The sequence below is a fragment of the Paraburkholderia fungorum genome, from assembly GCF_046027215.1.
Taxonomy (GTDB): domain Bacteria; phylum Pseudomonadota; class Gammaproteobacteria; order Burkholderiales; family Burkholderiaceae; genus Paraburkholderia; species Paraburkholderia fungorum_D.
In genome coordinates this window covers 862,895-886,261 of sequence record NZ_JAQQEN010000001.1, presented here as the reverse complement: position 1 = coordinate 886,261, position 23,367 = coordinate 862,895, and the positions used below count along the sequence as shown (strand labels likewise).

23 protein-coding genes are annotated in these 23,367 nt (G+C 61.4%); 12 read left to right on the top strand and 11 right to left on the bottom strand.

Annotated features, from left to right (window positions below; translation table 11 throughout):
* Positions 1–70: 70 nt before the first annotated feature.
* Positions 71–1,396 (top strand): Nramp family divalent metal transporter, encoded by a 1,326-nt coding sequence (locus tag PQR27_RS03960; RefSeq protein ID WP_408522415.1) that lies wholly within the window; start codon positions 71–73, stop codon positions 1,394–1,396.
* A 252-nt stretch (positions 1,397–1,648) separates the two neighbouring features.
* Here PQR27_RS03960 and PQR27_RS03955 read toward each other — a convergent pair whose 3' ends face one another.
* From PQR27_RS03955 to PQR27_RS03940, 4 genes are read right to left on the bottom strand one after another with little or no spacing between them, the layout of a single operon-like run.
* Positions 1,649–2,161 carry a chalcone isomerase family protein gene (locus tag PQR27_RS03955; protein WP_408522414.1) on the bottom strand — a complete coding sequence of 171 codons (513 nt, stop codon included), beginning with the start codon at positions 2,159–2,161 and terminating at the stop codon, positions 1,649–1,651.
* A gap of 1 nt (position 2,162) precedes the next feature.
* Positions 2,163–3,374, bottom strand: a complete 1,212-nt coding sequence (locus PQR27_RS03950) for a class I SAM-dependent methyltransferase (RefSeq protein ID WP_408522412.1) — start codon at positions 3,372–3,374, stop codon at positions 2,163–2,165.
* Positions 3,375–3,386: 12 nt separating this feature from the next.
* Entirely contained in the window at positions 3,387–4,208 is an 822-nt protein-coding gene (locus PQR27_RS03945; protein WP_408522411.1) for a DUF1365 domain-containing protein, read from the bottom strand.
* Complete coding sequence (locus PQR27_RS03940) at positions 4,205–5,506, bottom strand: NAD(P)/FAD-dependent oxidoreductase (RefSeq protein ID WP_408522410.1); 1,302 nt, start codon at positions 5,504–5,506, stop codon at positions 4,205–4,207. Before PQR27_RS03940 ends, PQR27_RS03945 begins: the two co-directional genes overlap by 4 nt.
* Positions 5,507–5,712: 206 nt before the next feature.
* On the opposite strand from PQR27_RS03940, the gene PQR27_RS03935 reads away from it, so the two are divergent.
* Positions 5,713–6,198, top strand: coding sequence for a MarR family winged helix-turn-helix transcriptional regulator (locus tag PQR27_RS03935; protein WP_408522408.1), 486 nt, complete (start codon positions 5,713–5,715; stop codon positions 6,196–6,198).
* Between the two features lie 23 nt (positions 6,199–6,221).
* Here PQR27_RS03935 and PQR27_RS03930 read toward each other — a convergent pair whose 3' ends face one another.
* The 5 genes from PQR27_RS03930 to PQR27_RS03910 form a co-directional block, all read right to left on the bottom strand.
* A complete protein-coding gene (locus PQR27_RS03930) occupies positions 6,222–7,769 on the bottom strand; it encodes a DHA2 family efflux MFS transporter permease subunit (protein WP_408522406.1) in 1,548 nt (515 codons plus the stop codon).
* Positions 7,766–8,971 (bottom strand): HlyD family secretion protein, encoded by a 1,206-nt coding sequence (locus PQR27_RS03925; protein ID WP_408522405.1) that lies wholly within the window; start codon positions 8,969–8,971, stop codon positions 7,766–7,768. Before PQR27_RS03925 ends, PQR27_RS03930 begins: the two co-directional genes overlap by 4 nt.
* Positions 8,968–10,404 (bottom strand): efflux transporter outer membrane subunit, encoded by a 1,437-nt coding sequence (locus tag PQR27_RS03920; RefSeq protein ID WP_408522404.1) that lies wholly within the window; start codon positions 10,402–10,404, stop codon positions 8,968–8,970. The genes PQR27_RS03925 and PQR27_RS03920 overlap by 4 nt, the downstream gene beginning before the upstream one ends.
* A gap of 731 nt (positions 10,405–11,135) precedes the next feature.
* Positions 11,136–12,179 carry a 2-dehydropantoate 2-reductase gene (locus tag PQR27_RS03915; protein ID WP_408522403.1) on the bottom strand — a complete coding sequence of 348 codons (1,044 nt, stop codon included), beginning with the start codon at positions 12,177–12,179 and terminating at the stop codon, positions 11,136–11,138.
* A gap of 142 nt (positions 12,180–12,321) precedes the next feature.
* Complete coding sequence (locus PQR27_RS03910) at positions 12,322–13,089, bottom strand: class II aldolase/adducin family protein (RefSeq protein ID WP_408522401.1); 768 nt, start codon at positions 13,087–13,089, stop codon at positions 12,322–12,324.
* A gap of 200 nt (positions 13,090–13,289) precedes the next feature.
* On the opposite strand from PQR27_RS03910, the gene PQR27_RS03905 reads away from it, so the two are divergent.
* From PQR27_RS03905 to PQR27_RS03870, 8 genes are all read left to right on the top strand, one after another.
* The gene (locus PQR27_RS03905; protein ID WP_408522400.1) at positions 13,290–13,994 is read left to right on the top strand and encodes a Crp/Fnr family transcriptional regulator; all 705 of its coding nucleotides are present in this window, start codon (positions 13,290–13,292) and stop codon (positions 13,992–13,994) included.
* 292 nt (positions 13,995–14,286) lie between these two features.
* Entirely contained in the window at positions 14,287–15,534 is a 1,248-nt protein-coding gene (locus PQR27_RS03900; protein ID WP_408522398.1) for a tyrosine-type recombinase/integrase, read from the top strand.
* Positions 15,535–15,841: 307 nt separating this feature from the next.
* Complete coding sequence (locus PQR27_RS03895; RefSeq protein WP_408522397.1) at positions 15,842–16,168, top strand: hypothetical protein; 327 nt, start codon at positions 15,842–15,844, stop codon at positions 16,166–16,168.
* Between the two features lie 195 nt (positions 16,169–16,363).
* Complete coding sequence (locus PQR27_RS03890) at positions 16,364–16,579, top strand: hypothetical protein (RefSeq protein WP_408522396.1); 216 nt, start codon at positions 16,364–16,366, stop codon at positions 16,577–16,579.
* Position 16,580: 1 nt separating this feature from the next.
* A complete protein-coding gene (locus tag PQR27_RS03885; RefSeq protein WP_408522395.1) occupies positions 16,581–16,940 on the top strand; it encodes a hypothetical protein in 360 nt (119 codons plus the stop codon).
* On the top strand, positions 16,937–17,542 hold the full coding sequence (locus PQR27_RS03880) for a hypothetical protein (RefSeq protein ID WP_408522394.1): 606 nt from the start codon (positions 16,937–16,939) through the stop codon (positions 17,540–17,542). The genes PQR27_RS03885 and PQR27_RS03880 overlap by 4 nt, the downstream gene beginning before the upstream one ends.
* 154 nt (positions 17,543–17,696) lie before the next feature.
* Positions 17,697–18,080: a helix-turn-helix domain-containing protein gene (locus tag PQR27_RS03875; protein ID WP_408522393.1), complete on the top strand. Its 384-nt coding sequence runs from the start codon at positions 17,697–17,699 to the stop codon at positions 18,078–18,080.
* Positions 18,081–18,207: 127 nt separating this feature from the next.
* Positions 18,208–20,763, top strand: coding sequence for a DUF3987 domain-containing protein (locus PQR27_RS03870; protein WP_408522392.1), 2,556 nt, complete (start codon positions 18,208–18,210; stop codon positions 20,761–20,763).
* A gap of 629 nt (positions 20,764–21,392) precedes the next feature.
* On the opposite strand, the gene PQR27_RS03865 is transcribed toward PQR27_RS03870, so the two are convergent.
* Together PQR27_RS03865 and PQR27_RS03860 are read right to left on the bottom strand one after the other, a co-directional pair.
* Complete coding sequence (locus tag PQR27_RS03865) at positions 21,393–21,734, bottom strand: SHOCT domain-containing protein (RefSeq protein WP_408522391.1); 342 nt, start codon at positions 21,732–21,734, stop codon at positions 21,393–21,395.
* A 79-nt stretch (positions 21,735–21,813) separates the two neighbouring features.
* On the bottom strand, positions 21,814–22,476 hold the full coding sequence (locus tag PQR27_RS03860; protein ID WP_408522390.1) for a recombinase family protein: 663 nt from the start codon (positions 22,474–22,476) through the stop codon (positions 21,814–21,816).
* A 393-nt stretch (positions 22,477–22,869) separates the two neighbouring features.
* Between PQR27_RS03860 and PQR27_RS03855 the strand changes: the two genes are divergently transcribed.
* Both PQR27_RS03855 and PQR27_RS03850 read left to right on the top strand, forming a co-directional pair.
* Complete coding sequence (locus PQR27_RS03855; protein WP_408522389.1) at positions 22,870–23,052, top strand: ribbon-helix-helix protein, CopG family; 183 nt, start codon at positions 22,870–22,872, stop codon at positions 23,050–23,052.
* Complete coding sequence (locus PQR27_RS03850) at positions 23,053–23,331, top strand: hypothetical protein (RefSeq protein ID WP_408522388.1); 279 nt, start codon at positions 23,053–23,055, stop codon at positions 23,329–23,331. It abuts the gene before it with no gap.
* Positions 23,332–23,367 lie beyond the last annotated feature (36 nt).

Sequence of the window (23,367 nt, the reverse complement as noted above, 5' to 3'; positions counted from 1 at the left end):
GATCGCGCTCACCCGTTGGCCGGACTTCATCGATATTGCTTTGACCGCTTGACGACGCACAGGAGCAGTCATGAACGAAGCGCTGAGTCAGCCGGTCGTGCCACAAACGCTCACCGAGCAGACCTGTTTCGATATCCGCGAAACGCTGGCCGGCCGGCGGCGCGGCTTACGCGCGATGCTGCCGTTCGTCGGGCCGGCGGTGGTGGCGTCGATCGCGTACATGGACCCGGGCAACTTCGCCACCAACATCCAGGCGGGCGCCGGCTATGGCTATGCGCTGCTGTGGGTGGTAGCGGTCGCGAACCTCGTGGCGATGCTGTTTCAATCCCTGTCGGCCAAGCTTGGACTCGTGACCGGCCAGAACCTTGCTGAATTGTGCCGCTGCGCGCTGCCGCGCCGCTGCGTGCTCGCGATGTGGGGCATCAGTGAAATCGCGGCCATGGCGACTGATCTGGCGGAGTTCGTCGGCGGCGCCATTGGCGTATCGTTGCTCACGCATCTGCCGATAATGCCGAGCATGCTGATCACCGCGGCCGTTACCTACGGCTTGCTGCAGTTCGAGAAGCGCGGCTTCCGTCCGCTCGAGCTGGTGATCGCGGCGCTGATCGGCGTGATCGGGCTGTCGTATCTCGCCGAGTTGCTGATTGCACCAGTGCATTGGCCCTCGGTGGTCGCCCATACGTTCACACCCAGCATGCCCGACAGCAATGCGCTGACGATTTCGGTCGGCATTATCGGCGCAACCGTGATGCCGCACGTCCTGTTCCTGCATTCGGGCCTCACGCAGAATCGCGTGAAAGCACGTAACGAAGGCGAGCGCGCCAAGCTGCTGCGCTTCTCGAATATCGAGGTGGTGGTCGCGCTCGGCATCGCCGGGCTCATCAACATGGCGATGGTAATCATGGCGTCGAGCGCTTTTCATGCGGGCCACGCCGAGATCGCCAGCATCGAAACCGCGTGGCGCACGCTGACGCCGCTGCTCGGCGGCGCCGCGGCGGGTCTCTTTCTTGCGGCGCTGATTGCCTCGGGCGTATCGAGTTCGGTAGTCGGCACGATGGCCGGGCAGATGATCATGCAGGGCTTTGTCGGCTTTCATATTCCCGTGTGGGCGCGGCGGCTCATCACGATGGTGCCGGCCTTCGTGGTGGTCGCGTGGGGCGTCGATGCCACGCGCGCGCTGGTGCTGAGCCAGGTCGTGCTGAGCATCGCGCTGCCGGTGCCGATGATCGCGCTCGTCTGGTTCACCTCGCGCGGTGATCTGATGGGCCGCTACCGGAACCGTCGCGCGACCACGATTGCCGCGGTAATCGGCACGGTTGTCGTGCTGGCGCTCAATCTCGTTCTATTGCTGCAAATAGCCGGCATGTCGCCCTGGCCGCCGTTTCACGCGGGGTGAAGTAGATTGAAAACGCCGAGCCGGACTGACGAGCCACACGGGTGGTGCGACTAGCGCGTGATGGTGATGCGCAACCGTCGCCGGTATCTTCGGACGCAGCGGGCAATGTTTATCAGATGCGGCGGATGCACGCGAAAACCAGGGCCGTGCCTTGTGCTGCTGCATCAGCGCCTGTCGTGGACACCGACTGCCCAAAACAGAGCACATGCGGCCACAACGATTGATGCGTGCACGAGCCTGACGCAGCGCATGTTATTGCGCCGTGCCGAGCAGTTGCTTGCGCAAGGTCGGCGTGCGTGTCGACGGGTCGAGCCAGATGCCAAAAAATGCGCGCGCGAATTCCAGGTCGTCGAATTCGCCGGTCATGCGGTCGCCGGCATAAAAGCGTACGCCCTTGCCCGGCAGATAAACCGCGCTCAACTGGTCGCCAGGCGCGACATCCACAAACGCCTGCAGCATATCTGCGCGCCAACGCTCCAGCGTATCGGGCGGAATCGGCGCGCCGGCCAGACGTTTCATCTCACTGATTCCCGTGTCGGCCAGGCGCTCGCGCTTGATGCCGCGCGCGTAGGTGAGGTGGAGCGCAAAGCGCTCGTCGTAATCGACGGGCACCCGCTCGCTCCACATCTGCGCGCGATACAGCCTGACGCCGAACACGCTGTAATCGCCTTCGCCGACGAGCCTGGCGGACTGCATGTCGCCGCGCCAATCGGCGCAGGCGGCGCTCGCCCACAACAGCAACAGGACCGCCGCGAGCGCGCGCATCTCAGTCCACCGATGCGAGCACGAATTGCATCACGTCCGTGCGTCCTTCGTCGAAGCCGGCTTCGCAATAGGCCAGATAAAGACGCCATGTCCGCACGAAAATCTCGTCGAAGCCCTGCATGCGGATCGCCTCGAGTTGCGCTTCGAACGCACTGCGCCAACGGCGCAGCGTCTCCGCGTAATCGCGGCCGAATGTCAACGAGGTGCGCGCCGTCAGCTTGCCACGCCGCGCGGCTTCAATGAACCGTTGCGGACTCGGCAGCATGCCGCCCGGGAAAATGAATTCGCGGATGAAATCGCTGGTGGCGCGATAGGCGGCGAAGTACGAATCGTCGATCGTGATGGTTTGCACCAGCGCGCGTGCGCCCGGCATCAAACGCTCGCGCAAAATACGGAAGTAAGCCGGCCAGAATTTTTCGCCGACAGCTTCGAACATTTCGATCGACACGATGCCATCGTAGCGCCCGGTCAGCGTGCGGTAGTCGCGCAGTTCCAGCTGCACCCTGTCGTCCAGATCTGCTGCGCACACGCGCGCCTGGGCGAATTCGAGCTGCGCCGGCGAGATCGTCACGCCGTGCACGTGAATGCCCTGACGGGCCGCGTGGATCGCAAAACCGCCCCACCCGCAGCCGATTTCCAGAATCCGCATGCCCGCGCGCAAACCAAGCGTATCGATGATGCGCTGATACTTCGCGTACTGTGCGTCTTCGAGCGATTGATAGAGATTGCCGTCGAACACCGCGCTCGAATAGGTCAGACTCGGGTCCAGCCATTGCGCGTAAAACGCGTTGCCGATGTCGTAGTGCGCGTGAATATTGCGTCGGCTGCCGGTGCGCGTATTCGGCCTCAAACGATGACGCAACCCATACCAGAGTTGCGCGAGCCAGCCGCCGTAGACGGTGCGTTGCAGCGCCCGTTCGTTGCGGATCGCCACGCGCAGCAGAGCGGCCAGATCGGGTGTATCGACCCAGAAAGAACGCCATGCGTCAGCGAAACCGATGTCGCCCTTGCGCAGGATCGCGCCACAGGCACGCCAGTCGCGCAATTCCAGGCGCGCGCCGGGCGCCGCATGTGAATCGCCGAATACGCGCTGCTGGCCATCGGGCGTGATCAACACCAGATGCCCCACCTGAATCCGTTCGAGCAAGGACAGAAACAGACGGCCCGACGCGGGGGCGGTTCGATGCCCGCTCAGGGTTCTTGAAAGCGCCATGGCTGGATCTCCTCAGTCGGACGAAATCGGGTGCGCGGCGGCGTGGTCGATGGATACGTCGGCCGTGCGGCCCCGCGCGGGAGTTTTGCCGTAGAACGGCACTTTCCTGAGGACAAGACGCAGCGCCTGCCAATGAATTCGCGCGACGACGCCGACCGTGAGCAGCGGCTGACGGATCAGTGCCGCAAATGCTGTGGCACGCGTTAATGGCTTTAATCGGCCGCCGAGCGCCGTGCGAATCAGGAGACCATCCGCGTCCGTGTAATCGATCGATACCGACGCGCGACCTGGTGCTTCTCTGACACGAAACGCGTAGCTGCCCTCGACGCGACAAAACGGCGACACGTGCAGCACTTTGCGACACGTGAGTGGCGTGTTCGTGGTAATCGGCGCGTTGTTTGCAGCGCTTAGCAGATAGCTGTGGCGATCGCCGAAGGTGTTGCGCACCTCAGCCAACAGCGCGCGCAAATGGCCTTCGCTGTCGTGACAGAACCAGAAGCTGACGGGGTTGAACGCATAGCCGAACACACGCGGGAACGCTTGCAGCCAGATCCTGCCGTCTGCCGGGATGCCGGCGGCGGATAGTTGCGCGCGCATCCATGTGTCGAGATCGCTGCCGTCGCGCGGACCGTGGTCGCGCGCATGCAGTGCAAGCGGTCGCCAGCGGTCAATGCCGAACCACCAGCTGTCGAGCGAGGCCAGCCGCGCCAGATCGCAGCGCACGTAGAACACCGGATACGTGAAGCGATGATGCTTTGGCCGCAGACGCTCGTGCATCACGCGTCCCGTCAAAAGCCAGGCGGCCGGATCGACCTCGGCGCGAGCGGGATTCATAGCGTGGCCCATGCCGGCGCGGCGTCGAAATCGGCTGCAATGCGCAGCGCCGATTTCAGACCGTCTTCGTGGAAACCGTAGCCCGTCCACGCGCCCGCGAACCACGTGCGGCGTTTGCCTTGCAGTGCTGGCAGACGCTGCTGCGCATCGATCGCGGCCAGATCGAACAACGGATGGTCGTAGACGAAACGGCGCAACTCGGTGCCTTCCGCGGGCTGCGTCACGGGATTGAGCGTGACGATGAGCGGCATGTCGAATGGCAGCGGCTGAAGCTGGTTCACCAGATAGCTGACGCACACCGGATGCGTGCCGTCGAGCCGGTGGCTGCCGAGATAATTCCACGCCGACCACACGCGCCGACGACGCGGCAGCAGATTCGTGTCCGTATGCAGCACGGCGACGTTCGGCTGATAGCGCACCGCGCTCAGTACGCCGCGTTCGTGCTGGTCGGCGTCCTCGAGCAGTCGCAGCGTGGTCGGTGCGTGGGTGGCGAGCACGAGTGCATCGAAACGCTCGGTGCCGTAGTCGGTGAAAACGTCCACGCCGTCGGCATCGCGCCGCACGCCGCGCACGGCGGTGCCGATGCGAACGTCGTCGAGTGTGCCGACGATACGCCGCACGTATTCGCGCCCGCCTCCGACCACCGTTTTCCACTGCGGCCGGCGATTCACCTGCAGCAGCGCGTGGTTCAGACAAAAGCGTAGGAACGTGGTGGCCGGGAAGCTGAGGATATCCGCCGTCGCGCTCGACCAGATCGCCGCGGCCATCGGCAACAGGTAATGACGCTGGAACGCGCCGCCGTAGCCGCCTGCTGTCAGCAGCTCGCCCATCGAGGCGCGCGTTTGCGTGGCGATCTCGAGATTGCGCTGCGCGCTGCCGTTAAAGCGCATGATGTCCTTCAGCATGCCGATGAAGGTCGGCGAAAACAGGTTGCGGCGCTGCGCGAACACGGTGTTCAGACTGGTGCCGGCCCATTCGAGGCGGCCTTCGTCGTACGAGACCGAGAACGTCATGTCGCTCGGGTGTGATTCGACGCCCAGTTCCGCGAACAGCGCGATCAGATTCGGATAGGTGCGGTCGTTGAAGACCAGGAAACCCGTGTCGACCGGATGCGTGTGGCCGTCGAGCGTGACGTCCACGGTATGGGTGTGACCGCCCGCGTAGCCGGCCGATTCAAACAGGGCGACCTGGTGGTGACGCGCCAGCAGATAGGCGCTGGCCAAACCCGAGATCCCGGCGCCGATAACCGCGACCCGCGAGCCGCGCGGTAGTGGGGATGCCAGTGCGGAATGGATCATGGGCGCGTCTCCAGGTCTGGCGGACACGCGGTGGATGATGGGGTGTGGCCGGTGTTGCGTGTCCCTGAGGGGATTTACGCAACGGAAGCGGAAATGGATTCAAACCAGACGTATTTCGAGGTCGCGTTAACTTCAGATGAAGACAACTTAAAATGCGATGTCTTCTGATAAAGTATCTTCATCAGCAGATAATTCGAGATCCTGATATGGCGATACTGACAACCGAAGATCTAACCGGCGAACGCTCTCCCGGGCGGCTTTTGCGCCGGATTCACAAATTGCTGGTCACACGCGTTGATTCGCTCTTCGATGACGAACAGTTGACTGTCGTCCAGTGGACCGCTTTAAAGCTGATCCGTGACGGTATCGCCACGACCGCAGGAGAGTTGGCCCGGTCGATTGGCATCGCGACGGGCGCCACGACTCGACTGATCGATAGTCTCGAAGAGATCGGCTACGTAGAGCGTGACCTGAGTTCTGCCGACCGACGAGTCGTCCGTCTGCTGCTCACGAAATCCGGCGAGGCCAAGCATGCCGAAAGGGTACCGGTCATGGTCGCCAGCTGGAACGAGATTCTTGCCGACTTCAAGAAACAGGAGGCAGAGCAATTGATCCGTCTTCTTACGAAACTCCATGACTCCATGGAGCGCGTGGTCGAGACGAGCCGCGGCGATCGGGAAGGCACTGATTGACCCGTACGTCCATCGCCACCCGGCTAGTCAGCTGCCGCGACGTGTTCCGCCGGCGCAGGCTTGCGGGTGATCCAGACCACTAACACCATCGCCATCGCCAGCCAGCCGCTGGCGTAGAAGATGTCAAGCGACGACAACAGGTAAGCCTGATTGATGGTCTCTCGCATAATGCTTCCGGCCGCCTGCAGGGGATTCATGCCTTGGGCCTGAAGTTGCTCGGTTGCCTGACGATACACAGGCGAGAAACTGGTGCTTGATTCCACCAGTCTGCTCTGGTGCAAGGCCTCGCGCCGATCCCAAAACGTCGTAATAAGCGATGCGGCAAAGCCCCCCGACGTGATGCGGGCAAAGTTCGAAATCCCGGTCGCAGACGGGACGCGCTGAGACGGTATGCCGTCGAGCATGATATGCAGAAGCGGCACGAAGAACATACTCAGGGCAAAGCCTTGCAGGAACAGGGGCATGGTGAGCGTCCAGAAAGTGGCATCCGGCGTGTAGTGCGAACGCAGGAAGAAGCCAGCCGAGTACGCGACAAAGGAGCCGGTCGCCATCCAGCGCGGATCCACCTTGAGCCGCCCGACCGGCGTCGTCATCAACACCGCTACCAGGCCGCTCGGAGCCGCAACGCACCCTGCCCACGTTGCGGTATATCCCATCTGCTCCTGCAGCCAGAGCGGCAGCAGGACATTGTTGGAAAACATCAACGCGTATCCGAGGCAAGTTGCCAGAACACCAAAGCAGAAATTGCGCCGCTTGAACAACGTCAAGTCCACTGCAGGCTTGCTTTCAGTGAGCTCCCAGATTACCCAGGCCGCAAAGCCCAAGGCTGCACATGTCGCCAGCACAACAATCAGCGTGTTGTTGAACCAGTCACGGTCTTTGCCCAGATCGAAGAGTGTTTGCAGGCTGAACACCCAGAACGCGAGCAGTCCCAGCCCCACTTTATCGATGGGTAGCTTGCGCGTGGGTGTGTCACGCTTCGCGAGGAATTTCCATGACACGAGGCCTGACATCAATCCCACGGGCAGGTTGATCAAAAAGATCCATCCCCAGTGAAAATTGTCAGAGATGTATCCGCCTACCACGGGGCCGAGAACAGGAGCGGACATCGCTGTCATCGACCAGATGCCAAGGGCCGTTGATCGCTTCTGCGGAGGAAAGATTGCAAGCAGCAGCGCCTGGCTGCCTGGAACCATCGGACCCGACACCGCGCCCTGCAAAATGCGGAACGCAATCAGCGACGGCAAACTCCAGGCAATACCGCAAAGGAGCGACGCGATACTGAACGCGAGTACCGCCGCGGTGAAGGTGCGGACCACGCCAAAGCGACCCATCAACCAACCGGTCAGCGGCACCGTGACGCCATTGGCGACGGCGAACGATGTAATCACCCAGGTACCGCTATCGGTACTCACGCCAAGATTCCCGGCGATAGTCGGAAGCGACACATTGGCGATGGTCGAGTCGAGAACCTGCATGAAACTGCCGAGCGCAAGCGCAACGGACGTCAGGCCCAATGCCATGCCCGCGAGCGGTGCAAGTTGCCCGCCGGTGCTGGTGCCGGCACTCATGGTTTGCGCCCCGCGTTCTGCACGATGATTTCGCGGATGCGGTCTTCCACCTTCGGGCCGCCGTCGAGACTTGCCACTTCGCCTCCCGCCGGCGGCGCACTGTTAGCCACAAACGGTCCTGAGCGATCCGCGGTCTCGACCTCTACGTCGACCGACAAACCCACTCTCAGCGGCTTCTTTTCCAGTTCGGCGGGATCAAGTGCGATTCTCACCGGCACCCGTTGAACGATCTTGATCCAGTTGCCAGTCGCATTCTGCGGAGGCAGCAAAGAGAATGCATTGCCGCTGCCAGCGCCGAGGCCTGCAACATGGCCATGAAACACAACCTTCCCGCCATACACATCGGTTGTGATGGTGGCGGGCTGCCCGACACGAAGATCCTCGAGCTGAGTCTCGCGAAAATTGGCGTCGACCCAGACGCTGTCGAGCGGCACCACCGCCATCAGTGGCGTTCCGGCGGCGACTTTTTGACCGAGTTGCACGGTGCGTTGCGCGACCACACCGGACAAAGGCGCCACGATCTGCATGTAGCTGGCGTCGATAGCCGCCCTTCGTACTTCGGCGATCGCGCCCAGTACTTGCGGATTCGTTTCGACCGTCGTCCCGGATAACGTGCTGGTGGCCTGCGCTTGCCGCGCCCGCGCCAGATTGAGCGCCGCGCGGGTCGTTGTCACCGCGTCGGCCGCATGGCTCAGGTCTTCACCCGAGATTGCGCCTGCTGCCGCTGCCGCCTTGCGCCTCGCGTAATCGTTCTGCGCCTTTGACAGGTCCGCTTCGGCCTGCGCGATTTCAGCGCCGGTCTCGTCGACCTGGGCGGAATTGACACGCACCGCGCGAACCGCTCGCCCAAGCGCCGCCTCGGCCGCATCAAGTTGCACGTTGGCCATGGCGGGGTCGAGTTCAATCAATGGCTGACCGCGAAGCACGCGCTGTGTGTTATCGGCATGGAGTGCGAGAACCGTACCGGCTTCACGCGCGGTCACCGCCACGATATTGCCGCCGACGTAAGCGTCGTCGGTATCCTCGGATGGCGGCGCAAACCAGCGCGTGGCGAGATAAGCGATCGCCGCAATACCCGCAAAGATACCGAGCGCGATGAACAGCCGCCGCCGGGTTCGGGGCGCGGCGCTGTCACTGGGCCGTTTGACGTCAGATGCGAAATTGGGTTGGGCCGTGCCGACCGTCAGCGTTTTTTCAGTCATTGTGAGTTGCCCGACGAGGAGGTCGTCGCAGTCGTTGGGTTAGAGATAAATCCACCGCCTAGCGCAGCGATCAGTTGTACGCGCCGGGTCAACCCCTCTGCCTGCAAATTGACCCGGTCCTGTTCTGCTTCAAGCAGGCGGAATCCGCTATCGATGGCGTCCAGTTTTGACCCGAGTCCCGTCGATGTGCGCACGGCGTCCAGACGCACGGTGTCGCGCAGGCCTGCCACGATACGGTCCTGCTGAGCGACGTCGGCATCGTTTGAGCGGACGCGGGTCAATGCATCGGCCGATTCGTGCACGGCTCGAAGAACGGAGTCGTTGTAGTTCGCCACCGCGACGTCGAGATCCGCGCTGGCGCGGCGATATTGCGCGCGCAGCCTGCCGCCCTCGAAAATCGGCACATGGATGGCGACTCCGCCGCTATAGGTCGCGGCTCCTGCGCTAAAGAAATTCCCGAAACCGATCGACGCAAGTCCTGCGAGCGCCCGAAGATCGACATTCGCCAAGAAATCCGTCCGCGCCACCTTCTCGCCCGATACCGCCGCATCGATGCGCGCCTGGCCGGCCAGAAGATCCGGTCTTCGGCCGAGCAGGTCGGCGGGCAGCATGTCAGGGACCCGAGGCCGTTTATCGAGTGCGAGAGTGGGTGCGGTGATCGCCGGATAGAAGTCGGCGCTGCGCCCGACTAGCGCTGCAAGCGCATGGATCAACAGATCCCGTTGCTCGGCAGCTCTCAACTCGGCCTGCTGCGCCTCTGCGAGCAGCGTTTCGGCTGTGCGTTCGTCGAATTCGCTGGCCAACGAGTATCTGGCCTTGCTTCGTGTCAATGCGAGGGCGTCCTCGCGTGTTTTCACAAAGCCATGCGTTACCCGAATCAATTGCTGCGCCCTCGCGAGTCCAATATAGGTCTGCGCGATACTTGTAGAAATGATTAACCGGGCTTCGGCGGCGTCCAAACCCGCCGCTTCGGCATCTGAACGGGCCATCGCCACGATCGCCCGCTGCCGGCCAAACAGATCGAGATTCCAATCGAGGTTGGACTGAACGGTCGGTATCCATCGCGTGGTGCCGGCGTACGGCGGTGGGATTAAGGACACGCCGCTAAAGCGCTGATCGAAAACCTGTCCATCCGCCGACACCTGGGGCAGTTCGGCGGCCCGCTGGGCGCTGACCGTCGCCTCAGCCGCACGCACCCTTGCCAGGGCGGCCTCGAGGTTTGGATTGCTGTTCATTCCTTCGTCAATCAATCGGCCGAGCTGAGGATCGTCGAACGACTCCCACCACCGCTCACCGATTGCCGCGCTCTGCCTGGCTAGACCTAGCCGATCGGCGCGAGACTGCGCAACCGGCTGAGGGACATCGGGGACAGCGATGCACGCGCTTAGCAGCAGCATGGCAAGCGCCGAAACCGCGATTGTCCGCGACTTCATGCTTGCCTCAACGTAACGATGCCGCGGTGCGCGGCTGGCAGCTCCGTCGCGCGTACCAGTTTGCTTAGCAAACGAATCATTTTGTGCACTTCCTCCGTCTCGAAATCGGCTGGCAGTTCGCTTCAGCCTTCGACCATGACCGGCGCCTGCTTCCCGTTGATCCCTACAAGCGCGGCAGCTATTCTGCCTTGTATCTCCAAATGAAGATACTTAATTTGGAGCAAACAACCGATTTTTTTCTCCATTTGGAGATTTTTGCGTCAGTGGAGATTGCCGAACGAGCTCGGGTGAGCGGCGTCGGCGATGATCAGCGGAAGGGAAGCTGGTGTGGGAGAGAGGGAGAGTGTCGAGCCGGGCAAGCCGGTGCCGATAGCGGCACGCCGACACGGCGTCATGCCGGGCCTGGCGGTTTCATTGGAGCAAGCTGTGCCGGGATGAAAGCCCGCCAGCAGTCAGCACCGGTGTGGAAGTGGTATTGGCGCCCGAGTTGCGCGACCGCGCGGCCGACCGTTGCCAACCGCGGCCATCGTTTGTCAGTCTCGAAAGCGGTTTGGTCGGTCGCGCGTCAGGGATGGATTCTTGTGGCCGCCGAGGTCTGCGGCCTCGTGCACGACGCCATTAGCCGGCGGATTGCGGCTGAGGAGAGCGGTGACGTGGCGCCAAGGACGGACCGCTGCTTTCGGCTCGTTCGCAGGTCGGTCCGGGGCCACATTCCGCCAGTCGACGGACGTTCAGATTGTGCTGTGCACTGGCACAGTGGCGTGCGCTGCGGCCCGCAACTCAGCCAGCAGTGCTGCGCCTGACCATGACGGACGCACGTCGGCCCGCTCGGCTTCGCGCACGAGTTCGCATAGCCGTTGGTTCACCGGCGCCGTTTGCCCAAGACGTTGCGCGAGGCGCACGACCTCGCCATTGATCCAGTCGATTTCCGTGGCGCGTCCGGCCGCCAAGTCGTCGGACATCGACGAGCGCGCGAGTGGATCGATCGTCAGCATCGCGCGTCCCAGCCGTTCGAATACCGCATCGGGCACGCTGAGAACGCGCGGTATCCAGGTGGTGGGAAGCGGTGTCACTTTGACCGGCCGGATGCCGGCCTGCTTCAGAAGCGCGAGCGCTTCTTTCTGCGCCATCGCGAGGCAGAGCCGGTAGGCGCGTTGCGAGAGTTCTTCCTTCAACGGGCGGTTCGCTAGCGCGTTGATGGCATTGTTGAGATTGAGCAACAGCTTCGCCCACTGCACCGGCAACATATCGGCGTGCTGGACGAGCGGCAGACCCGCTTTCCTGAACGCGTCGACGAACGGCTGCATGGCAGGCGCATGCCTGATCTCCAGTTCGCCGCCGGAACCTTGATGAAATGCGCCCGCGCCGCGTTCCACAACATTGAATGGCACCATCCCCTCCAGCACCGTGTGCTGCGGCAGCGCGGCGCGCAGCACGTCCGCGTTGCCGATGCCGTTCTGGAAGCTCACGACGATCGTGCCCGGGCGAAGCACGTTAGCCAGTTCCGCCGCGGCCGTGGGTGTCGCAGCAGACTTGACGGTGACAAGCACGAGATCGGCTTCGACCGCGCTGGCCGCGTCCGTCGATACGTCGATCCGGTCTTGCGGCACGTGCCAGCGGCTATCGTCGTGCCGCGACAGCGTGATGCCTTGACTGCGCAACTGGTCGGCCACCCGCGCACGTCCAATGAAACTGACGTCGCTCCCGCCGGCAAGAAGCCGTCCGCCGACATAGCAACCAATCGAGCCGGCGCCGTAGATAAAGATTTTTGCCATACAGGTTCTCAAGTGACCTAACCATTACTGCCGCGTTGCGTTGAATCGGCAAACGCGGCCCATGACGCTCACGCCGTTCGCTTAGCAGACGGCGTCGCGTGTTGTGCGTAGTGCGTACTGTGCGTAGTGCGGACGAACCGCACTAGTCCGCAAAGCCGGGATTACGGCGCTCGAGCCGACGCAGCAGTCCGGGCCACACCAGCGCGCCTGGCATGACGCCCCTCGTCGCTACCCGGATCTGCTCCTTGATGCCGTCGAGAATCGGCTGCCCGATCGGCGTCAGCGTTCCGCCACCTGCCTGAGCACGCACCTGAATCATGCAGGCCACTTCAAAGAAGTACATGGCGACGAAGGCGTCCGCCGGGGTAGCGCCGACCGTCAGCAGGCCGTGGTTGCGCAGCATCAGATACGTGTTGCTGCCGAGGTCCTGAACGAGACGAGGTTTCTCGGCTTCATTGAGCGCGATGCCCTCGTAGTCGTGATAGCCGAGCGATGCCAGCACACCGAGTGACTGCTGGGAGAGCGGCAGCAGGCCCGCCTCCTGCGCCGACACGGCGACACCGTTGACCGAATGCGTATGCATCACACACATGGCGTCTTCGCGTGCCGCATGCACGGCGCTATGGATCGTGAAGCCGGCCGGATTGACGTCATACGGCGATTCGACAACCTTGCGGCCGTCGAGATCGATCTTGACCAGCGACGACGCGGTGATTTCGTCGAACATCAAGCCATAGGGGTTGATCAGGAAATGGTGTTCGGGGCCGGGCACGCGTGCCGAGATGTGGGTAAACACCAGATCGTCCCACCCGAACAGCGCCGTGAGACGGTACGCGGCTGCGAGGTTGACTCGCGCTTCCCATTCGGCAGGTGAAACGTCGTTCTTCAGACTGACAACAGATGCGCTCACGTCGACACTCCTTATTGGATGATTCAAGCATTGGAACAACCTGAGACGACGTCCTGCGAAATCGCTCATTCGGTCCGTACAACGCAGCAGGTACGGCTGGTGCAGTAAGGTCCAAAGTCATTGCGTCGTCTGATGCGAGTCCACATGATGTTCGCGAAGCCGCCTAAAATCTGTCAGATACCCGACAGCTCGATGCGCCAATGGAATCCAGCCTGCACCGCTACCGGTCACAACTCGAAACGACCCCATGGTTCCGCGGCTTGCCCGTCGAGTTGCGGGACTACCTCGTGAGCCATGCCACCCTGCTCACGCTGGCGAAGGGTGAAATCCTGTATCGGCGTGGCGAACAGTCTTATGGCCTGTACGCCGTGCTCGGCGGTGCGCTCGCGATCGGCACAGTCGGGGTGGATGGGAAAGAGGCGTTGCTCGCGGTGCTCGGACCGACTGCATGGGTGGGGGAAATCTCGATGTTCGACGGGCTGCCCCGTCCGAACGACGCCACCGCCGTCAGCAGGACGCTGTTGCTGCATGTGCCCGAGTCCGCGCTGCAGGGCTTGCTCGATTCTACGCCCCGTTATTGGCGCGATTTTGCGTTGTTGATGGCGCAAAGACTTCGGGTTTCGTTCGAGAACGCCGAAGCGATGACCCTGTTGCCCGCGTCACAGCGCGTGGCAAACCGTCTGCTGATGATCGCCGGAGGCTATGGCGGTCTCAACGCCTCGCAGAGCAGGATAAGGGTCTCGCAGGACAGCCTGGCGTCAATGGTGTCGTTGTCGCGACAGACCACGAATCTGTTGCTCAGGAACCTCGAAAGTCAACGGATATTGAGTCTGAAATCCGGGGAAATCGCTATTCTGGATTTCGACCGATTGCGCGCAGCCAGTCTCGGCGATCCCAATCCGTGAGTGCGGCCATGCGCGAACCTGGCGATCGAGACCGCAAACGAAAGCGCTGCCAACGAAAACCCGCCGACGAAAACCCAATAGCAAAAGCCCCGCAAAACTTTCGTTTTGCGGGGCTTTTAAATTTGGCGGAAAGGGTGACCGCCCAATCGGTTTCTATCTCATTTCAAGATTCTCCATATTTACCGCCCACACGCCACGATACATAGGGATACTCGTCTACGGTCTTCTATCCAGCTCTTAATTCCTACAGTAGAATCTAGTCATTCTGTGGGGGTAGGAGTGGGGGTAGAAAATGGCACCAGTCAATACGCAAGCGATTCACCGCCTGTCCGCGCTGCGCGTGGCCAAGCTCAAGGAGCCCGGCTACCACGGCGACGGAGGCGGTCTTTACCTCCAGGTGTCTGCCGCCGGCACAAAGTCATGGATCTTCCGGTTCAAGATGAACGGCCGCAGCCGTGAAATGGGCCTTGGCTCGCTCAACACCGTGACACTAGCCGGCGCGCGTGGAGTTGCCGCCGAATGCCGGCGGCGCGTGCTTGAGGGAGTGGACCCGATCGAGGCGCGCAAGGCGGTAAAAGATCTGGGACGGCTCGAAGCCGCCAGGGCGATGACGTTCTCCGCATGCGCGACTGCCTATATCAATGCGCATCGGGCTAGCTGGAAGAACGCGAAGCACGCCAACCAGTGGGAGAACACCCTCGCCACCTACGCGGACCCCGTACTGGGCGCCCTGCCGGTGCATAGCGTTGACACCACACTCGTAATAGGGGTTCTGGAGCCAATCTGGACGACGAAGACTGAAACGGCGAGTCGCCTGCGCGGACGCATTGAGTCCATCCTCGACTGGGCGAAGGTTCGCGGCCTGCGTGCAGGCGAGAACCCGGCGCGCTGGAAGGGCCACCTTGATACGCTGCTGCCGGCACGCTCGAAGGTTCAGGCAGTGGAGCACCACGCCGCGCTACCGTACGACGAGACGGGACCGTTCATGCACCTGTTGCGAACGGAAACCGGCGTAGGGGCGCGCGCGCTCGAATTCCTCATCCTGACGGCGGCCCGCACCGGAGAGGTGATCGGTGCGACGTGGGGCGAATTCGACCTCGCGCAAAACGTCTGGAACGTGCCTGCGGAGCGGATGAAGGCCAAACGCGAACACCGCGTGCCGCTCCCAGCGGCCGCCGTAAAGATTCTCTCGGCAATGCAGGCGATTCGCACGAGCGATTTCGTATTCCCCGGCGGTCGGCAAGGAAGACCCCTTTCCAACATGGCGATGCTGGCGCTGCTCAAGCGCATGAAGCGCTCGGACCTGACGGCGCACGGATTCCGCTCGACGTTCCGCGACTGGGCGGCGGAGTGCACGGCATACCCTGGGGAAGTCGCAGAGGCGGCGCTCGCGCACATGGTCGGCGACAAGGTGGAGGCCGCTTACCGCCGTGGCGACTTGTTTGAAAAGCGACGCCGACTCATGAATGACTGGGCGAAGCACTGCGCACAAATGGCCTGCACTGGCGGCGCGGTGCTTCCGCTTCAGGCAAAGGGGTAACGCGATGCCGCGAGCGAAAGGGTTTTCGAAAAAGGCCGTCGAGGCGCCTGTATTCCAGGCCGTCAATCTACCGCCTCACGAGAAAGAAGCAATTTTAAGATGCCTCCACCCGCGCAAGAAGGCGGCGCACGACCAAATAACGAACGAGGTAGGCACGGCTCTATCGATATACCGTGCTGCCACGACGCACGACAGAGGCGCGGCCGGCATGGCGAGCGCGGCAAGCAAAGCCGCTACCCTTTCCCCGTTACATAGAAAAGCGACTGAGCTACTAGAGGCATTTCAAGACGTTCCGGAATCGCTTCGCATGGAACTGGGGGATGCCCCCGGCGGCGTACCCATCTCCGATACTGAAATTGAGCGCATTTGTCGTGTGCTGCAAATCGCGCTCGACCGATACGAGGCGCAAATACGAGAGGGCCGCCCGGCGACAGAAAACGCGAAACTGCAAACGATACAGGCATTGCTGGCGGTCTTCGCGGCGCATTTTGGGGGCGAGCCTGACGAATGGGCCGAAGCCGAAATCAAGTTTGTGCACGTTGCATTGAACGCTGCCGGGATATCGCACCCTCCCCCCGACACTCACATGCACGAGTTCAAGGCGCTTATGCAATTGGCTAGGTCTGTGGGGTGATCGGGCAGTGCATTTGCACGGGCGCCTTTCCTTTCATCGCGCAAATTCCCGCGCAATCACCGCGTAACCCTAGACGGGCAAGCCTCCACGGCTAATGGTACGTTTCCGAGTACCGTTAGCCGCGCGACTTTCTATCCTTGCTCATCCATCCTTTAAACAACCCGGCCATAACCGGATTATTTTAAGGAGCAGCAAATGCAAGTCACAGCATCCACCAAGCACGCCGCAACAGTCGAGAAAGCGGGATGGAACATCAAGGACTTCTGCGCCTCGGTCGGCTTCTCAGTAGCCAAGTTCTATCTGCTTCAGGCCGAACAGAAACCTCGCATGGTAAAGCTTCACGGGCGCGTGGTGATCGTGGAGTCGCCGGCCGCGTATCTTGCGCGCATCGCCGAACTTCAAGGAGCGTGACATGCCTCCGCGCCCCGCCCTCCTCCCCCACGACGCCATAACCGATGAATGGTGCAGGCTTCTCGAAGCCGAGAAGATATCGTTCGCGCGTACTGACTTCCGGATGCTTTTGCCGCCGCAATTCCTGCTGCTATCAGGCTCCGGCGAGCCGGCCCACTGGCTCGCTGTATCGGCTGCGCCTGATGGCGCAATCGTCGCCCGTACGGAGCTTCTGTGTCGCGCCACGGGTATCGATGGTTATGTCGCGATCGGCGCCCCCGGCCTCTCGGATCTGGTGACGGTCTACGCGGCGGCGGTGCGCCCGTCAATCGATCGGCGCCGATATGCGCAGATCCTCCTGAATAGGGGAAACGCGCAATGAACGACATTCTTGAGCATATAGATCCGGACAACCACGACGAAGTCATCGCCGCCACCGTGCGGGCGATTGGGAAACGTGGTCCGGACCCTGCAACACGATTGCAGGCAACGGCAGGCGCAGCCGGGCATGCGGTTGTATCGGTTGCTCTCGGCGAGAGTGTCACGAAGCTCTGGTTGACGCGAGGCCTAGGTCCCGACGGCCTTTCGCGCTGGTCGGACCATATCGAGCGCGCAGGCGGTCCAGTAGTCGGCAGGATGACGGTGGTCGCCGAGCAGCCCGAACTTGCCTTGCACCTTGCGGCAAGCGCACTCGCGGGCTTCGCAGGCGAGATCGCCGCAGGGTTGTCGCACCCGACTTCATATCTCGATCAGCGGCTCCATGCTCGGCGCATCTGCAAGTCGATAGACCTCGCCCTTGGGCTTCTCACAGGTGAGAGCTATCGCAGAGCGCTCGACGTGTGCGAGGCAGTAATCCGAGAAAACCGCCGCCAGTTCGACGCACTCCGCGCATCGCTTAACTGCGCGATGGAACTGAGCGCCGGGCAGATCGCAAAGCGGCTGGAAGGCATAGTGCCGGTGGCGCTCTCGTGCGGCGCTTCCTAGACGATGCCTGTCCCCCTGCGGTACTGGGCGCAGTCCCATACCGGCCTACGCTTGCGGTATTTCTAATAGCAATTGCTGAAGGATAACTAAACATTCTTTAGAGATAAAAAATAGTCCCCGTAAACTTGCCGTTAATCCCACACAGGAGCGAGTTATGTCCCCCGAACTTTTAGATGAAACTGAGCTGGCCGGCGCGTTGCGCGTCTCGGTCAGCACAGTTCAGTCGTGGCGTTATCAGAAAAAAGGGCCTCCGTTCTTCAAAGTCGGCGGCGCGGTTCGCTACCGGCGCTCCGACCTTGACGAGTACATCGCCTCGCAGGCCACACACCAACCCGTGCACCCCGGCGTGTCTGACGACGACATCCGCGCGGCGGTGAGTGTCGTGCACGCGTTCGGGGGGAACCGGGACGGCGCCGCGACGGAATTGAAGCGGTGGTTGATCGAAGAGGTAGGCGTGAAGCTCAAGGCCGCGCGACGCGGTGAGCCGGTTATACGAACCGGACAGATCGTGGGCAGGAAGACGGAGAGCGCCACGTGAAAACCAAATTCCAGCACTGGCTAGCAACGTATAAAAACAAAAACGCCCGGGTGTGAACCGGGCGCTAAAACAACGAGGAGAAGCCGCCGTGTACAGGCGTCCTTAATCTCCAATAGGCAGTTCGATTATGACCAAATTTATCAACAAAATCAAAGCATTCCGGCCGAAGGTGGTTGTGCTGGCGGACCTTCTTCACCCCAGCACGTTCGCCATGCACTTTGTGCCGGCCGCGTCGCGGAAAGTGAGCCTTCTGACAGGCCTTCTGTTCCCGGGCGTGACCGGCTCCGACGAGTACACCAGCTTCACGGACGATCTGTCCGCTGGCGACCACGAGCGGACGTTCGCCGTGAGTACCGGGCAAGGCAACCGTGGAAGGATCACTAAAATCGAGCGTATGGACGTTGCTTCGCTGTTCAAGCGCGTCACAACCCCACTGGACGCGCGGGTCAAACACGCGGATTACCTGGAACTGTCGCGGGCAAAACAGCAAAAGCTCAAGGGATCGGACGCGTTCATCGTGCCGGGCGTTTTCAGCGACAACAAACGCGACGCGCAGCATATTGAAAGTCGCTCGGCGTTGACGCTCGATGTTGACCACCAAGCCGCTGAGATTTTCCGGCGGTTGGAGGAGGCTTCGCTCACCGGCGGGGTGGTGCCCTTCGCGTATGCCTACCACACGACCCGCTCGCACACCGACGAGAACCCGCGTATCCGCCTCGTGGTGCCCCTCTTGCGTGACGTAACTCCCGAAGAGTATCCCCGTTGCGTGTGGGCGCTCAAGGAACGCTTCGCCCTGCCGGAAATCGATATGGGCAGCCTGGAGCCCTTCCGTCTCATGTATCTGCCGGTGCAGCGGGAAGGCCCATTCTACTCAGACGCTCAGCCCGGGCCACTGGTAGACCCATGCGAATTGCTGGCTGAGTGCCTGGCAGTGCCGGGCATCGCCGCGCGGGCGCGAGAACGCAAAGGCGCCGACTTCACGCGCGACGATCTTGATCAGGCGCTGATGGACGACCTGCTCGAAGACGACGAGAAGCGCGACGAACTCGTTGAACATCTCGGCGGCGCGCTCGATGCGCTCGCGGCGAACTACAACCGGGAAGCTAAAAACTACCTCGACTGGGAACCACGACTCGAAAACCTGAAGAGCATGGGGGAAGTCGGACGTGGGCTGGCACTGGCGTTTTCCGAGCGACTTTACGACTGGGACGGCGACCTCGATGAGTTTGACCGGAAGTGGCAGTACGACGTAAAAGGCACGCGCTCGGGGTATCGGTCCGTACTCGCGAAGGCGCAGGAACTGGGGTGGCATAACCCCAAGTCAAACACTCCGAGGAGCGTTCCGGCCACCGAAGCGGAAACTGAGAGAGTGAAAGCCTTGCTCGACGCTCCGGAAGCACGCGAATACACGCCCGCGAACATCTGCCCTCCGGCCTTTCCCGGTGCGATGGCTGCACTGGTCGATATCGCTCTACGGCATCAGCATCGCCCGCAACCCCTGATGACGATTGGCGCGGCTCTCGCCGCTATGTCGGCATGCCTGCATGGGCGCTATGCTTTCGGCGGCACGCGAGGCAATCTGTACGTGGTCGGGCTCGCGGGGACCGGCGCAGGAAAGAGCGGCCCCTTGGATCTGGTCAAGATGGTAGTAGAAGCGGCGGGGGGCCGCTCGCTGAGCAATGTCGGCTCAGGGCAGGGCGTAGAAGACGCTGTCCGCCGCAGCAAAGAGCGCCGCGCCTCATTCGTTGTGGATGAGGTAGCTCACATGATTGGTGCGTTTAGCAGCAGCAAGGCAACGGATTATCAGGCTGCTGCGGGGAAGATATTGCTCGAAATGTTTAGCGCATCGGGCGGCACGATGACCACGCGCGTACTTGCGGACGAAAACAAGCAACCCGTGTTGATGTTCAATCCCTACGTAACGCTCTTTGGGGTTACGACACACGCCAAGATGAAAGGCATTTCGCCCGGGCTGATCGAGGACGGAACGCTGGGGCGCTGTCTAGTCGTTAGCGGCGAGGATTTTGTGGACGCGGTGGAGACCGCCGGGGGCTCACCGTATGAAGAGGTCAAAGAGGCAGTGGGCGAGCGCGCACGGGCGGTATATGACTTCGGCGAACAGATGACTGAAAGAGACCAGGGCGTCGCTACCCTACAGGCAAGTCGCGAGGCGAAAGAGGCGGAAAACGTCGCGCGCTTAGCTTTTGACGGGATCGCCAAAAACTCGGACGGGGCCAAGCGCGCTCTGTGCATGCGCGCGCTTGAGCAGGTCAAGCGCATAGCCCTAGTACTCGCCGTATGGGACGGGGCTGATAAGGTTGGGCAGGAGCATATCGAATGGGGCGTGCGCTTCGTGCGGTACAGCCACGAATGCCTGCTGGCGTTCGTTGAGACGATGACCGATAGCCCTGTCGTCGCCAACGCCCGCGTACTCGAGGCCATTATGCGCGACGCCGTGGGGGGCAAGAAGCCATTTACTGGTTTGCGCTTCCATAAATGGAATGAGGTGGCGCATAAAGAGGGTCTTGTCCAGCACGGGGCGTTGCTCAAAAAGTCCCGGCTTGATTCTATGCAAGTTCGCCAAGCCATTACGCACCTAGCAAGCGAGGGTGCGATAGAGATCGTCACATCGAATACTGGCGCTACAAGGGAAGCGTCAATGTTCTACCGTCTCACGGACTAGATTTTTTCCGGTGGGAGGGAGCGTTCATGAGAGCCCCGCAAGGGGCTTTCTCTTTTTTTTTTCGCATGGCTGATTTGGCGTCTTGTTCCCAGTGTTCCCGCACGGTCGGGAACAACTCATGGAACAACTCAAAAACGCTGAGAGCCTTATAGGCTAAGGGTTTTAGTTTAAAGAGAGAGAGTTGTTCCCTTGTTCCTTAAGACCCCCTCCCTATCCCTATTTTTCAGCTTTTCAAGGCGTGGGGGTGGGGGGTGCCCGAAACACGGGAACAACTGCCGGAAACCCTTGCCCAGCATAGGAGATGTTGTTCCCCGGGGTGAAGAGCAATTCACTTTTTCGGGGAACAACCTCGGAGCGCCCGTGCAGGACGCCCCCTGCTCGAACCACCGACATGCGCTGAAGGAATGAAATCAACGACTTGATTCAAAAACGGAATGCTAGGATAAAATCGCGCGCGCAAAGACTTGCGTAAGCGCGGTTTGCGAATCGGGGATTGTGTTTGTGTGGCGTAGAGAGGTGTGGTGCGAGTCTCGAAAACATTCACGGCGACCAGGGCGCCGCCCCTGTCGAACTGGAAATTTTCTCCAATTCAAGGAGGACCCGAAACCGCACCCGTGCCGGCATCCCGCTTACATGCCTTTCAGAATCTCGACCCGCTTCGCGTCGTATTCGTCCTTGCTGATCAGTCCGCGCTTATAAAGGTCGCCCAGATCCACCAGCCTTTGGGAAGTGCTGGCCGTCGAGGATACGGCGGCGCTTGCTCTGGCAGGACACGCATTAGCACAAAGATGCATGGCGTCGGTGCACTGATGCTGGGCCTGAATCGGAAAGAGAGTGAATTTACCCAAGCATTCGGAGTAGTTTGCCGTGCACGATTGCGCGCAGGTCGTATCAATCTTGCTGGTATCAATGTCCGCAACACTTGCGCAACCGGCTAGGAGCATCGTTAAAAGTAGCGCTGTTTTCATCATTGTTTTCTCTGCTGTATAGCTGCTTCACGCCCCGAGTGGCCGCGTATTCTACTACGCACCCTTGCGGGTGCAGCAGGCCTTACTGACGCGCCATGACCCGTTGCAACTGGATCAGCGACCACGCGCCGCCGCGTGCCGTCTTGATGCCAAGTATGTTCAGTTCATCGACCATCGCGCGCTGCGACAGGCCGGCTGACCTGAACCCCGCGAACACGTTCGAAAGGGAGGCGGCGAAGTCATCCGCGCCTCGCTGGCGGGCTTCGATGTTTGGCTTAAGGTTGGCGGGGCCGGTAGCGCCGAGAACAACGCCACGGGCCTTGGCGGCGCGCAGCGCGTCTTTCGTGCGCTCGCTGATCCGCTTTGCCTCGTGCTCGGCAAACGCCGCCATGATATGAATCGTCAACTCGTTAGCCTCCGGCATATCGACGGCGACAAACTTGACCTTCGATTCCATCAGGCCGCTGACGAAGTGGACGTTGCGCGCCAGTCGATCGAGCTTAGCGATAAGGAGACGGGCACCGCGCTTGCGGCACAGTTCGAGCGCTGCGCGCAACTGCGGCCGCTTTGCCAGTGCGTCGGCTCCCTTCCCCGTTTCCGTTTCCGTGAACTCGCCAACCAGATCCCACGCGCCGCCATTCAGGAAGCGCATGGCGGCTTCACGTTGCGCGTCGAGCCCGAGGCCGGATGCACCTTGGCGTGCGGTCGAAACCCGGTAGTACGCGACGAATTTGCCGTTAGCCATGATCGCCTCCCCGTTTGACTACATTTCAGAACGAACGTCTAATGTGTAGTCACTATAGACTGAGATGGACTGAAACACAATGAGACGTTGCGAGATGAGTTTAGAACTCCTCTGCACTACGCAGGCCGGTAGCTCGCACACACCTGCGCGGCGCATGCGCGAGCCGGCGCCCGGCTGCGCGCTCCGTGCGCCGCCCTATGCTTGCGCCTAACTCTGGGGGTACCCCGGCCCCCGACTCCTAGGTGTCGAAGTGCGCCCACCGCCTCTCCAATCCGCAAGCCGAAAAAACACGCCATAGCAATTTCCGAATAAAACGCAATAAAATCAATGGCTTGCTCATTTTTTAAGTAGTACTTATGATAGTACTTACAGACATACCTAAAGGTGCGTGCAATGCGTCGAACGGCAATCCATCTGGCCGCGCAACAGGTTACGCGTTTGAGACTGCTGTCCAACGGCTCAGGTTTGAGCGTCGCGGAACTGATTCGTCGCGCGATCGACGAGTTCGTTGACCGCCAGGCGTTGAAAGAGGGCGATGCAGCCGCGCGCCTGACTATTGATGACGGGCAAATCTAAATGGCCTCGCCCTACACGAACGCCTTTCCGATCGCGCACGCGGGCGCGTACGCGACCCCTCAGGCGGGCGCATATGCGACCCCTCAGGCAGGTGTGTACGCCACACCCCAGATGGGCACTGCCGGTATCTCTGGCCTCGGCGGCGCCCAGCCGATAGCCGCCGGCACGGCATATTCCCCAGCGATCAGCGATCCGGAAGCGTTCCTCGAATACATGAACTCGAAATATGGGCGGGGCCTCTGGTTGCCTTCGGGCGCCCAGTTTTCCCAGGAGAACTGACATGGCAACGAAATCATGAGCGAAGGACAGGGTACG